Here is a 12,492-nt window from a genome sequence, read left to right as displayed (position 1 = left end):
GGCCCCCCCTGCGGCCGCCGGCCCGGATGTGGTGCGGCCGGTCCGCGGCCGGGCGCTCCCGCGGGGCCCGGCCGCGGCCCCTGCTCGTGCCGTTTGCCACGGTGACGGCCGCCGCGGCGCTCGTGGTCGCCTCGCTCTTCGCCGTGCGGGCCCAGCACACCCAGGACGAGCTGGACGCCGCACGCGACCGGACACGTGAGATCGCCCACGTTCTCGCCGCTCCGGACGCCCGTGCGACGCGCGGTGCGGACGGTCGCGGCCGCGGTGTCGCGGTGGTCGCCTCCGCCTCCGAGGGGCGCGCGGTGGTGACCCTCAGCGGGTACGGCGAGCCGCCGGGCGACCGCGTGCGCCAACTGTGGCTGGTGCGCCCCGGCGCCGAGCCGCGCTCCCTCGGGCTCTTCGACGGCGACACGCCCCTGATCGCCTCCGGACTCGGCCGCTCCGCGATGTCACTCGCGGTGACGGTCGAACCCGGCGGAGGGTCGGACCTGCCGACGAGTGCGCCGGTCGTCCAACTCGCCCTGGAATCTGTCGGATTCGGAGAGTAATCGTCAACCCCCTTACGGGGAAGGTGAATCCTGTGACCGCGATACACGCATGCCGTACCGGGGCGATAGGGTTACCCTGCCCGGGCCGGGTGGACTCGTACGGGTGGGGAGTGACATGGAACAGATAACAGTGCGCAGCAGGGCAAGGGTCCCTGCCATCACCTGCGGGAGCAGCGCGACCAGCTCGCGCCTCGACCGTCATCTCGCGGTACTCGGAGGGCCTGCCCTCCCGCCGCGGGAGACCGTGGAGGCGACGTCGCTGATGCGTGAGCTGACCGCGCGTGAACCCGCGCACAAGCGCAGCAACAGGGGCGCCAGGGTGCGCCGGGTCTCGCTGTTCGCGCCGCTGCGCCGACTGCGGCGCTCGCTGTTCGGCGGCAACTGAGGCCCGCGCTCCGGAGGTCACACCTCCCGGCGCGGCGCCGCTGCACTCGTCCGTCATCCCCACGGCACGCAGTGGCGCTCCGGTGTGCTCCCGAGCGCGGGTCGTTCCCGGTACACCCGACTCCGTACGTCCGACCCGTACGCGTGTGGCACGTTCCCGTTCCCCGCTTCCGCGTGCACGTCCCGCCCTCTCCCCACCGGCGGTGACGCGCCCCGGCTCGTTCAGCGACCCCCGTGCGCGTACCGGCGCACGGCGAGCGGGACGAACACCGCGAGCAGCACCGCGCACCAGGCCAGCGACCCGGCGACGGGATGCGTCACCGGCCAGGCGGCCCCCTCCGGCACGGGCGCGTTGCCGAAGAGGTCCCGCAGCGCCGTGGTCACCGCGCTGATCGGGTTCCACTCCGCGACCGTGCGCAGCCAGCCCGGCAGTCCCTCGGTCGGGATGTACGCGTTGGACAGCAGCGGAAGGATGAAGGTCGCGCCGCCCAGTTGACCGGCGGCCTCCTCGCTGCGGGTGAGCAGCCCCAGGAAGATCCCGATCCACGTCGTCGCGAACCGGAACAGCAGCAACAGCCCCAGCGCGGCCACCGCGCCGAGCGCGCCGCCCGCCACCCGCCAGCCCACCGCGAGCCCGACGAGCAGCAGCGGCACCGTCCCGGCGGCCGTCACGAGCACGTCGGCGACCGACTGCCCGAGCGGCACGGCGGCCCGGTTCACCGGCAGTGTCCGCAGGCGGTCCGTCACGCCCCGGTGGATGTCCTGGGCGGCCTGGAACATGCCGGTCATGATGCCGTTCGCCGCCGTGGCGACCAGCAGGCCCGGCACCAGGAAGGCCCGGTACTCCTCGCCCGGCATCGCCAGCGCGCTGCCGAAGACGTAGCCGAAGAACAGCAGCATCGTGATCGGCATGGTCTGGGTGAGGATCAGCAGGCCCGGGTTGTTCCGGACCCGCCGCAACTGGCGGCCCAGCATGGCCGCCCCGTCGTGCGCCAGTCCGTACGCCGAGTCGTACGACCCCGTCGTCACCGTGCTCATGCCACCAGCTCCTTGCCGTCGTCGCTGTCGTTGCTGTTGTCGCTGTCGCCGCCGTCGGTCAGGCGGAGGAAGACGTCGTCGAGGGTCGGCGGTCGCAGGCGCGCGTCCGCCAGGGGCACGCCCGCCGCGTCGAGTTCGCGCACCAGGCGGGGCAGGGTCAGCGTCGGATCGGTGCTGACGGCGCCGACGGTGCGCCGCTCGTGGTCCAGGGCCGGCTCGGCACCGGTCAGCCGGTCCAGGACCGCCGCCGCCCGCCCCAGGGCGGCCGCGTCCGCGACGACCGCCTCCGCGTACGCCCCCACCAGCGCCTTGAGTTCGGCCGGCGACCCGGTGTGCGCCACCCGGCCCCGGTCCACCAGGGCGATGTCGTCGGCCAGACGGTCGGCCTCCTCCAGGTACTGCGTGGTGAGCAGCACGGTGGTGCCCTCCGCCTTCAGGGCGCGCACGGCCTCCCAGATGCGGTTGCGGCTGGCCGGGTCGAGCCCGGTGGTCGGTTCGTCCAGGAACAGCACGTCGGGGCGGCGCACGAGGCTCGCGGCCAGGTCGAGGCGGCGCCGCAGGCCGCCGGACAGGGTGGAGGCGGGCCGGTCGGCGGCGTCGGCCAGGCCGAAGCGGTCGAGCAGTTCGTCGGCCCGCGCCGCCGCGTCCCGCACCCGGTGCAGCCGGGCGAACAGCCGCAGGTTCTGCCGTCCGGTGAGGTCCCCGTCGACCGACGCGTACTGCCCGGTCACCCCGATCCGGCGCCGGACCGCGGCGGCCTCGCGCACCAGGTCGTGTCCGGCGACCCGGGCCGACCCAGCATCCGGCCGCAGCAGCGTCGTCAGCAGCCGGACCGCCGTGGTCTTGCCCGCCCCGTTCGGCCCGAGCAGCCCGCAGACCGTGCCCTCGGCCACCGCGAGATCCAGGCCGCGCAGCGCGCGCACGGTGCCGAAGCGCTTCTCCAGACCTTCACTAAGTACAGCGTACGTAGTAGTCATGCGTCGACCATAGCGCACTACGTACGGTGTACGTAACTAGGATGGTGGCCGAGGTGATGCACGATGGCGGGCCGAGCGGCCGTACCCGAAGTGATCTGGTCGCGCCCCGAGCGCACCGGGCGGGGGCCGAGACCGGCGTACTCCCGCGCCGACATCGCCGCCGCCGCGGTGCGGATCGCCGACGCCGAGGGCCTGGACGCGGTCTCGATGCGCCGCGTCGCCGGCGAGCTGGGCTGCGGCACCATGTCGCTCTACAACTACGTCCCCCGCAAGGAGGACCTGTACGAGCTGATGATGGACGCGGTCAGCGGCGAGCACGAGCTGTGGGAACCGAGCGGCGACTGGCGCGCGGACATGATCCGGGTCGCCCACCAGACCCGCGCCCTGATGCACCGCCACACCTGGCTGCCCCGCCTGATGTCCCCCGTCTACGGCTTCAGCCCCAACGCCCTGCGCTACCTGGAGCACTGCCTGGCCTGCCTGGACCCCTTCGAGGCGCCCTACGGCACCAAGATGGAGCTGGTCGCGATGGTGAACGGCGTGGTGACGACGTACGTCGGCAACGAGATCGCCACCGCCGAACGCACCCGCTCGCTGCCGTGGTCCGCGGAGCAGGAGAACGCGGCCCGCATCTCCTACCTCGGCCGGCAGGTCGCGAGCGGCGCCTACCCGCGGCTGGCGGCGTCCTTCGCCGAGGACGCGGGGCCGATCGACCTGGAGGGGGTCTTCGAGCGGGCGCTGACGCGGGTCCTTGACGGGTTCGCCTGAGCGGGGGCCCCGACTCCGCCGGGGATCACAGCAGCGCCAGCTGCCCCTCCGGCCCCTCCTCCCGGTCGTCCAGGACGGAGGCCGGCCGACGGGCCGACGCCGGCACCGGCAGGACGCCCGCCTCGCGCAGCTCGTCCGCGCTGATCCGGTCGGTGACCGCCAACTCGCGGCACCGGTCCCGTACTTCGGCGAGCAGGGCCAGCACCGTGATCAGCTCCAGCAGTTCCGACGTCCATGTCTGCGGCCAGCCGGCCGGACGGATCGCGTTGAGCGTGCCCGGCTCGCCCTCGGCCGTGCGGGCCGCGAACCACTGCTCCAGCACCCGCACCCCGCCCGCCTCGAAGTCCCAGGCGCCGGGCGGCACGGGGGAGACCCGGCCCTCGTCCAGGAACAGGGCCTCCTCGTCCCGGTCGTAGCGCAGGGTCAGCGGGCGCGGGGGCAGCGGGGCGCGGACGTACGGGCGGCGGCCGCCGGGCAGCTTGGGGCGCTCCCCGTCGCGGCGCATCAGCCACAGGGCCCGCCGGCCCAGTTCGACCCCGCGTTCCCACAGCGCGGGGTCCGCGGTGAGCGGGACCAGCGAGCCGGGCCGCACGGCCGCCACCGACCAGGCGAGCACGTCCAGCGGGCCGGGGCGCAGGCCGAGGCGGGCGGCCAGGTGGTCCAGGAGGCCCGGGGCGAGGTTGGGCTCCGCGCCGCCGGGGCGCCGGTGCAGGGGGCGGACGCGGGCCGGGCCGAACAGCGGCAGCAGCGAGGTCGTGAGGAGCAGCGGCCCTCCGGCGGCGTCGGGCACCTCCACGACGAACACCTGCCGCTCGTCCGCCACCCGCCACAGCTCCGGACGGGCCGCGTCGATCAGCCGGTGGTCGGGGATCAGCCACTGCTCGTCGAACGGCGCCCGCAGCACCCGGACCGGCTCGGGACACGGCCCCGCGGCGCGCGCCAGCCGCTCGGTGCCCCCGGCGCCGCCCGGCAGCCGTCCGACCGCCGAGTGCGGCGTGCGCGAGCGGGTCGGCTCGAACAGGGTCGCCCGGCCGGGTCCCTCGGCCTTCAGCAGGGTGTCCCAGCGGGCCTTGAGGGACGCCGCGTCGGGAGCCGTCGGCCACCCCCGGCCGAGCCGCGGCGGTGCGACGGACCACGGCATGAGGTCCGCCAGCGGCGGGGCGTCGTCGTGCGTCACGCCGGGCATCGTACGACGGGGCACCAGGGCCTCACGTGGCATCCAGGGTGACCGTGAAGGAGAAGCGGTCGCCCCGGTAGTGGATGACGGCCACGTCGAGGACCCGTCCCGCGGTGTCGTAGGTGATGCCCGTGTAGTGCAGGATCGGGCTGAGCAGCGGGACTTCGAGCAGCCGCGCCGTCTCCGGGTCCGCCAGCCGGGCCTCCACGGTGTCCGTGATCCGGCTGATGTCCATGCCCACCACGTCCCGCAGCACCTTGGTCATCGGCCACCGGGCGAGGTCGTCCACGTCGATCCGCCCGGCCAGTTCGGGACGGACGTAGTTGCGGGCGTGGTTGGTCGGCTCGCCCGTCTTCTCGTCGCAGCGCAGCCGGTGGTACGTCGCCACCTCCGCCATCTCCGGGAAGAACTCGGCGAGTTCGGGGGGCACGGCGGCGGTGCCGTGGTCCAGCAGTTCCGCCTTCATGCCGGACTGCTGCGCCACGATCGCGTCCACCGAGCCGAGCAGCCGCACCGGGGCGCCCCGCCGGGCGTGCGGCTCGATGAACGTGCCCCGCCGGCGGTGGCGGGTGATCAGCCCCTCGTCCTCCAGCTCCTTCAGCGCCTGCCGCATGGTCAGCACGCTCACCCCGTAGTGCCCGGCCAACTGCTCCTCGGTGGGCAGGCGCAGCGGGTCCCGGGGCGAGCGGCCGAGTATCGAGGCGCGCAGCGACTGCGACACCTGGTACCAGAGCGGCAGCTTGCGGTTCAGGACGATGGAGTCCGGGGCGAAGGAGGTCACGGGCCATCCGTACCGGTAGGGGAATCCTCAGTGCAAGGGGCGGAAGTGCCGCTCCAGGCCCTGCCAGACGTCGTCGTAGCGGGGTTGCAGGTGCTCGCCGCGGGCCGCCTGGGGGGTGAGGGTCACCGGCCACCGGGTCTCGAACATGAACGCCAGTCCGTCGTCGATCCGCTGCGGCTTCAGCTCGGCGGCGCTCGCCCGGTCGAAGGTCTCCCGGTCCGGGCCGTGCGCGGACATCATGTTGTGCAGCGAGCCGCCGCCCGGTACAAAGCCTTCCGCTTTGGCGTCGTAGGCGCCCTCGATCAGGCCCATGTACTCGCTCATCACGTTCCGGTGGAAGTACGGCGGCCGGAAGGTGTCCTCGCCCACCAGCCAGCGCGGCGCGAAGACCACGAAGTCCACGCCCGCCAGGCCCGGCGTGTCCGACGGGGAGGTGAGCACCGTGAAGATCGACGGGTCCGGGTGGTCGTACGAGATGGTGCCCATGACGTTGAAGCGGCGCAGGTCGTAGACGTACGGCACGTGGTTGCCGTGCCAGGCGACGACGTCCAGCGGGGAGTGGTCGTACTCGGCGGTCCAGAGGTTGCCGCAGAACTTGTTGACCACCTCCACCGGGCCCGGCGCGCTCTCGTCGTCCTCGTAGGCGGCGACCGGTGCGCGGAAGTCCCGGGCGTTGGCGAGGCCGTTGGCGCCGATCGGGCCCAGGTCGGGGAGCTGGAAGGGGGCGCCGTAGTTCTCGCAGACGTAACCGCGGGCGTCCTCGTCCAGCAGCTCCACGCGGAAGCGGACCCCGCGCGGGACCAGTGCCACATGGCCCGGCTCGGCGTGCAGCAGCCCGAACTCGGTGCGCAGCAGCAGTCCGCCGCGTTCCGGGACGATCAGCAGCTCGCCGTCCGCGTCGCTGAAGACGCGCTCCATGGACGCCGTCGCGTGGTAGAGGTGCACGGCCATGCCGGTGCGCTGGGTCGCGTCGCCGTTGCCGCCGAGCGTCCACAGCCCCGCGACGAAGTCCGTGGCGGGCCCGGGGTGGGGCAGCGGGTTCCACCGCAGCCGGTTCGGGTCGGGCACGGCCTGGTTGAAGGGCGCCGTGCGGAGGGCGCCGTTGCCGGCGCGGGTGAACGCCGGGTGCGCGGCCGACGGACGGATCCGGTACAGCCAGGAGCGCCGGTTGCGCGCCCTCGGCTCCGTGAAGGCCGTGCCGCTCAACTGCTCCGCGTACAGGCCCAGCGGCGCCCGCTGCGGCGAGTTCCGGCCCTCGGGCAGCGCTCCGGCCACGGCCTCCGAGCTGTGCTCGTTGCCGAAACCGGACAGATAGGCCAGCCCCTCCGCGGTCTTCCGCGCGTCCCCGCTCATCGATCGCTCCCTCGCAATCCGTTCCCGGCCGATTCCTATGGCACACCGTAGGATTGCGGTTTCCCGCGCGCAAGGGGGCACAAGAGGACTTCCCCGCTCCGCGCCTTCTCGGGCGTACGCCGTGAGGATGACCGGAACCAGACCCCCGGGGGATCCGGAGTGTCGGACCCGTGTTCTAGTCTCGCGTCATGTCGTGGACGCGGGGAGTGCTCGCCGTGCTCGCGGTCTGTGTCCTGCTGTTGACGGGATCGGCGGGCTGCGGCTCCGGTGACGTGGAGGAACCGAAGGCCGGTGATGCGGCCACGCCGGTGGGCAAGCTGATCGACGCCACCGACGAGGAGGGCCGGCGCTACCGGGAGGCGGAGGCCGAGCACGCCCCCGAGGTCGGGATCGAGGTGCAGCCCGAGGCCGACGACAGCTGGGACGTCCGCCTGACCGTCCGCGACTTCCGGTTCTCGCCGGACGACGCGGAGGCGAAGGCGGTGGCCGGCCGCGGCGTCGCCCACCTCTTCCTCGACGGCGACCTCCTCACCCGCCTGCGCGGCCCCCACTACCGCATCCCCGCCGGCCTGGTCCCGCGCGGCACGCACCAGGTCACGGTCCGCCTGTACGCCGACGACGACACCGTCTGGGCCGTCGACGGCGAGCCCGTCGAGAGCACGGCGGACGTCACGGCGTCGGACGCCGAGCCGACCGGCGCGACGCGGCCGGAGGAGGTCGAGGGGCTGACGGTCACCGAACCGGCGGCGGACCGGTGAGCGGGGCCGCCGTGCCCACCGGGTGCGCCGGGACGCCGGGGCCGGGCGGTGCCCCCGGCGGTACCGGAGGTCACGGTTCACCCGTCCGGGCCGGGAGGGCATCATGAGGACCGTGTCCCACGCGACCCCGCTCCGCCGTGCCCCCGTGCAGCGGCGCAGCGCCGAACGGCTGACCCGGATCCTCGACGCCTGCGCCGACCTCCTCGACGAGGTGGGCTACGACGCCCTGAGCACCCGGGCCGTGGCGCAGCGCGCGGACGTCCCCATCGGGTCCGTGTACCGCTTCTTCGGCAACAAGCGGCAGATGGCCGACGCCCTGGCCCAGCGCAATCTGGAGCGCTACGCGGAGCGCGTGACCGACCGGCTGACGGAGGCGGGCGACGGCGGCTGGCGCGGTGCGCTGGACGCCGTACTCGACGAGTACCTGGCGATGAAGCGGACCGCGCCCGGCTTCTCCTTGATCGACTTCGGCAACCAGATACCGGTCGGCGACCGCCACGCCGTCCCCAACCACCGCGTCGCCGAGCGGCTCACCGAACTGCTCTCCGGCCACCTGGGCCGCCGCCCCGACGACGACCTGCGCCGCGTCTTCCTCGTCGCCGTGGAGACCGCCGACACCCTCGTGCAACTCGCCTTCCGGGTCGCACCGGACGGGGACGAGAAGATCATCGAGGAGGCCCGGGAGCTGCTGCGGGCCTATCTCGGTCGGGTACTCGACTGACGCGGCGGAGCGGCACGACCGTCCGCCCGCCCCTGCCGCCGTTCGCCCGCCCCCTCCCCACCATGCCTACCGGTCGGTATGCTCGCCGGGCAGAGAGCGCCACCGCCGATCAGAGCGGACCGCCGCCCAGAGCGGACCGCCGCCTTCCGGGAGGACCCGTGCCCCGCACCGCCCTGCGAATCTGCCCCCTGTGCGAGGCCACCTGCGGCCTGGCCCTCACCGTCGACGGCACCACGGTCACCGCCGCCCGCGGCGACCGGGACGACGTCTTCAGCCGCGGTTTCATCTGCCCCAAGGGCGCCTCCTTCGGGGCCGTCGACTCCGACCCCGACCGGCTGCGCGCGCCCCTGGTGCGCAGGGACGGTGCCCTGCGCGAGGCCACCTGGGAGGAGGCGTTCGACGCGGTCGCCGCCGGCGTCCGGCCCCTCGTCGAGCGGTACGGGCCGCACTCCGTCGGCGTGGTCCTCGGCAACCCCAACGTCCACACCGTGGCCGGCGCCCTCTACCCGAACGTCCTGCTCGGCGCCCTCGGCAGCCGCAGCCTCTTCACCGCGTCCACCCTCGACCAGATGCCCAAGCACGTCTCCAGCGGACTGCTCTTCGGCGACGCGAACGCCATCCCGGTGCCCGACCTCGACCGCACCGGCCACCTGCTCCTGATCGGCGCCAACCCGCTGGAGTCCAACGGCAGTCTGTGCACCGCCCCCGACTTCCCCGGCCGGCTCAAGGCCCTGAAGGCCCGCGGCGCCACCCTCACGGTCATCGACCCGCGCCGCACCCGCACCGCGAAGCTCGCCGACCGGCACGTGGCGATCCGCCCCGGCACCGACGCGCTGCTGCTGGCCGCGGTGGCCCACGTGCTGTACGAGGAGGACCTGGTCGACCTCGGCGCGCTCGCCCCGCACGTCGAGGGGGTCGGCGAAGTCCGGGACGCCGTGCGCGACTTCACCCCCGAGTCCGTCGCCGCCGCCTGCGACGTGGCACCGGACGTGACCCGCGCGCTCGCCCGGGAACTCGCCGCCGCCCCCACCGCCGCCGTCTACGGCCGCATCGGCAGCTGCACCGTCCCGCACGGCACCCTCGCCAGCTGGCTCGTGGACGTCCTCAACATCCTCACCGGCAACCTCGACCGGCCCGGCGGCGCGCTCTTCCCGCAGGCCGCCACCGACCGGACCCCGCGCCCCGCCGGACCCGGCCGCGGGTTCGCGCTCGGCCGCTGGCACTCCCGGGTGAGCGGACACCCCGAGGCGAAGGGCGAGCTGCCGCTGTCCGCCCTCGCCGAGGAGATCGACACCGCCACCGGCACCGGCGAACCGGTCCGCGCGCTGCTCACCGTCGCCGCCAACCCGGTCCTGTCCGCGCCCGACGGCGACCGGCTCGACAAGGCGCTGGGCTCCCTCGACTTCATGGTGAGCGTCGACCCCTACCTCAACGAGACCTCGCGGCACGCCCACGTCGTCCTGCCGCCGCCCCCGCCGGCCCAGAGCCCGCACCACGACTTCGCCTTCAACACCCTCGCCGTGCGCAACCAGGTCCGCTACACCCGCCCCGCCGTCCCGCTGGAGCCCGGCAGGATGGCCGAGTCGGAGATCCTCGCCCGGCTCACCCTGGCCGTCACCGGCGCGCACGGCACCGACCCCGCCGCCGTGGACGCCCTGGTGATCGAGCAGTCCCTCGCCAAGGCCGTACGGGAGCCGCACTCACCCGTGCACGGCCGCGACCCCGGCGCACTCACCGCACAACTGACCGGTGAGAACGGTCCCGAGCGGCGCCTGGACCTGATGCTCCGCCTCGGCCCCTACGGCGACGGCTTCGGCGCCCGACCGGACGGACTGACCCTGGAACGCCTCCTCGCCCACCCGCACGGCATCGACCTCGGCCCGCTGCGCCCGCGCCTGCCGCAGCCGCTGAAGACCCGCAGCGGCAAGGTGGAGCTGCTGCCGGGCCCGATCGCCGCCGACCTGCCGCGCCTCGTGCGGGCCCGCGCCGAACGAGCCGCCGGGCTCGTCCTGGTCGGCCGCCGCCACCTGCGCTCCAACAACAGCTGGATGCACAACGTCCCCGCCCTGACCGGCGGCTCCAACCGCTGCACCCTGCACGTGCATCCCGAGGACGCCGAACGGCTGGGTGTGCGCGCCGCGCAACCGGTGCGCGTGACGGGGCCCGGGGGAGCGGTGACCGTCCCCGCCGAGGTCACCGACAGCGTCCGGCCCGGCGTGGTCAGCATCCCGCACGGCTGGGGCCACGACCGGCCCGGCACCCGCCAGACGCACGCCGCCGCCGATCCCGGCGCCAACGTCAACCAGCTCCTCGACGGCGGCACGCTCGACCCGCTCTCGGGCAACGCCGTCCTCAACGGCGTACCCGTCACGCTCACGCCACTGACCGGCGCAGAGCTGTGACCTGGAGTTCTGCGCTTATTGCTCGCATGTCAACGTCTTGTTAACGCTCCCTCGCGCCACCTAACGTCGCTCGCACCGCCTGCCCCGGTGGGATGTTCAAGGGCGAACGTTAGGTACTCACTCATGCTGACCATCCTCGGCTTCGCCATGATCGCGACCTTCCTGGTCCTGATCATGATGAAGAAGATGTCGCCGATCGCGGCGCTCGTGCTGATTCCCGCGCTGTTCTGCGTGCTCGTCGGCAAGGGCGCCCATCTCGGCGACTACGTCATCGACGGCGTGTCCAGCCTCGCCCCCACCGCGGCGATGCTCATGTTCGCGATCGTCTACTTCGGTGTGATGATCGACGTCGGGCTCTTCGACCCGATCGTCCGGGCCATCCTGAAGTTCTGCAAGGCCGACCCGATGCGCATCGTCGTCGGCACGGCGCTGCTCGCCGCGATCGTCTCGCTGGACGGTGACGGCTCCACCACCTTCATGATCACGGTCTCGGCGATGTATCCGCTGTACAAGCGGCTCAAGATGAGCCTGGTCGTGATGACCGGCGTCGCGGCGATGGCCAACGGTGTGATGAACACACTGCCCTGGGGTGGCCCCACCGCCCGCGCCGCCACCGCGCTGAAGGTCGACGCCACCGACATCTTCGTCCCGATGATCCCGGCCCTGGCCGTCGGCCTCGTCGCGGTCGTCGTCCTCGCGTACGTGCTCGGTCTGCGCGAGCGCCGGCGGCTGGGCACGCTGTCGCTGGACGAGGCGCTGGGCCGGGAGTCCGAGTCGGTGCCGGAGAGCGAGACGGTGCTGGTCGGTGCGGGTGCGGGTGCCGGTGCGTCCGGTGCGCGTTCCGGTTCCGGTGGCGGCAGCGCTCACGGCGGGGCGGACGGCTCGGCCCGTTCCGACGGCCGGGGCGAGGAGACCGAGGACGACTTCAAGGGCCTCGACCCCCACCGGGCCACGCTGCGTCCCAAGCTGTACTGGTTCAACGCGCTGCTCACGGTCGGGCTGCTCACCGCCATGATCATGGAGCTGCTGCCGATCCCGGTGCTCTTCCTGATCGGCGCCGCGCTCGCCCTCACGGTCAACTTCCCGCACATCCCCGACCAGAAGGCCCGCGTCGCGGCTCACGCCGACAACGTCCTGAACGTCTCCGGCATGGTCTTCGCCGCCGCCGTCTTCACCGGCGTCCTCACCGGCACCGGCATGGTCGACCACATGGCCAACTGGCTCGTGGACACCATCCCCGACGGCATGGGCCCGCACATGGGCCTGGTCACCGGCCTGCTGAGCCTGCCGCTCACCTACTTCATGTCGAACGACGGCTTCTACTTCGGCGTCCTGCCGGTGCTCGCGGAGGCCGGTCAGGCGCACGGGGTGTCGACCCTGGAGATCGCCCGCGCCTCGATCGTCGGCCAGCCGCTGCACATGTCCAGCCCGCTCGTCCCGGCCGTGTACGTCCTGGTCGGCATGGCCAAGGTCGAGTTCGGCGACCACACGCGGTTCGTGGTGAAGTGGGCCGTCCTGACGAGCCTGGTGATCCTCGCGGCGGGCATCCTGTTCGGCATCATCTGACCGTCGGAGATCCTCGGGA

12 protein-coding genes are annotated in these 12,492 nt (G+C 73.5%); 7 read left to right on the top strand and 5 right to left on the bottom strand.

The window, feature by feature from the left end; all coding sequences use genetic code 11:
* A partial coding sequence (locus BZZ08_RS26110) for an anti-sigma factor (protein ID WP_104634696.1) occupies positions 1-548 on the top strand: 548 nt, incomplete at its 5' end.
* Between the two features lie 115 nt (positions 549-663).
* Positions 664-933 (top strand): hypothetical protein, encoded by a 270-nt coding sequence (locus BZZ08_RS26105; RefSeq protein ID WP_003977105.1) that lies wholly within the window; start codon positions 664-666, stop codon positions 931-933.
* 221 nt (positions 934-1,154) lie between these two features.
* On the opposite strand, the gene BZZ08_RS26100 is transcribed toward BZZ08_RS26105, so the two are convergent.
* Together BZZ08_RS26100 and BZZ08_RS26095 are read right to left on the bottom strand one after the other, a co-directional pair.
* The gene (locus BZZ08_RS26100; protein WP_104634690.1) at positions 1,155-1,970 is read right to left on the bottom strand and encodes an ABC transporter permease; all 816 of its coding nucleotides are present in this window, start codon (positions 1,968-1,970) and stop codon (positions 1,155-1,157) included.
* Positions 1,967-2,947, bottom strand: coding sequence for an ATP-binding cassette domain-containing protein (locus BZZ08_RS26095; RefSeq protein ID WP_104634689.1), 981 nt, complete (start codon positions 2,945-2,947; stop codon positions 1,967-1,969). Before BZZ08_RS26095 ends, BZZ08_RS26100 begins: the two co-directional genes overlap by 4 nt.
* Before the next feature lie 63 nt (positions 2,948-3,010).
* On the opposite strand from BZZ08_RS26095, the gene BZZ08_RS26090 reads away from it, so the two are divergent.
* On the top strand, positions 3,011-3,715 hold the full coding sequence (locus BZZ08_RS26090) for a TetR/AcrR family transcriptional regulator (protein WP_104634688.1): 705 nt from the start codon (positions 3,011-3,013) through the stop codon (positions 3,713-3,715).
* A 25-nt stretch (positions 3,716-3,740) separates the two neighbouring features.
* On the opposite strand, the gene BZZ08_RS26085 is transcribed toward BZZ08_RS26090, so the two are convergent.
* From BZZ08_RS26085 to hmgA, 3 genes are read right to left on the bottom strand one after another with little or no spacing between them, the layout of a single operon-like run.
* Positions 3,741-4,901, bottom strand: coding sequence for a type ISP restriction/modification enzyme (locus tag BZZ08_RS26085; RefSeq protein WP_198601701.1), 1,161 nt, complete (start codon positions 4,899-4,901; stop codon positions 3,741-3,743).
* A 22-nt stretch (positions 4,902-4,923) separates the two neighbouring features.
* Positions 4,924-5,673, bottom strand: coding sequence for a GntR family transcriptional regulator (locus tag BZZ08_RS26080; protein WP_104634687.1), 750 nt, complete (start codon positions 5,671-5,673; stop codon positions 4,924-4,926).
* Between the two features lie 27 nt (positions 5,674-5,700).
* On the bottom strand, positions 5,701-7,026 hold the full coding sequence (hmgA, locus tag BZZ08_RS26075) for a homogentisate 1,2-dioxygenase (protein WP_104634686.1): 1,326 nt from the start codon (positions 7,024-7,026) through the stop codon (positions 5,701-5,703).
* A gap of 188 nt (positions 7,027-7,214) precedes the next feature.
* Between hmgA and BZZ08_RS26070 the strand changes: the two genes are divergently transcribed.
* The 4 genes from BZZ08_RS26070 to BZZ08_RS26055 all read left to right on the top strand — a co-directional run bounded on the left by BZZ08_RS26070 (position 7,215) and on the right by BZZ08_RS26055 (position 12,473).
* Entirely contained in the window at positions 7,215-7,784 is a 570-nt protein-coding gene (locus tag BZZ08_RS26070; RefSeq protein WP_104634685.1) for a hypothetical protein, read from the top strand.
* 103 nt (positions 7,785-7,887) lie between these two features.
* A complete protein-coding gene (locus BZZ08_RS26065; protein ID WP_104634684.1) occupies positions 7,888-8,505 on the top strand; it encodes a TetR/AcrR family transcriptional regulator in 618 nt (205 codons plus the stop codon).
* Positions 8,506-8,663: 158 nt separating this feature from the next.
* Positions 8,664-10,907: a molybdopterin-dependent oxidoreductase gene (locus tag BZZ08_RS26060; protein WP_104634683.1), complete on the top strand. Its 2,244-nt coding sequence runs from the start codon at positions 8,664-8,666 to the stop codon at positions 10,905-10,907.
* Positions 10,908-11,030: 123 nt separating this feature from the next.
* On the top strand, positions 11,031-12,473 hold the full coding sequence (locus tag BZZ08_RS26055; RefSeq protein WP_104634682.1) for a CitMHS family transporter: 1,443 nt from the start codon (positions 11,031-11,033) through the stop codon (positions 12,471-12,473).
* Positions 12,474-12,492: the final 19 nt, after the last annotated feature.

The organism is Streptomyces sp. MH60 (assembly GCF_002939385.1).
GTDB lineage: Bacteria > Actinomycetota > Actinomycetes > Streptomycetales > Streptomycetaceae > Streptomyces.
Note: the sequence above shows the minus strand (reverse complement) of the source record. Positions and strands in the feature narration are given on the sequence as shown.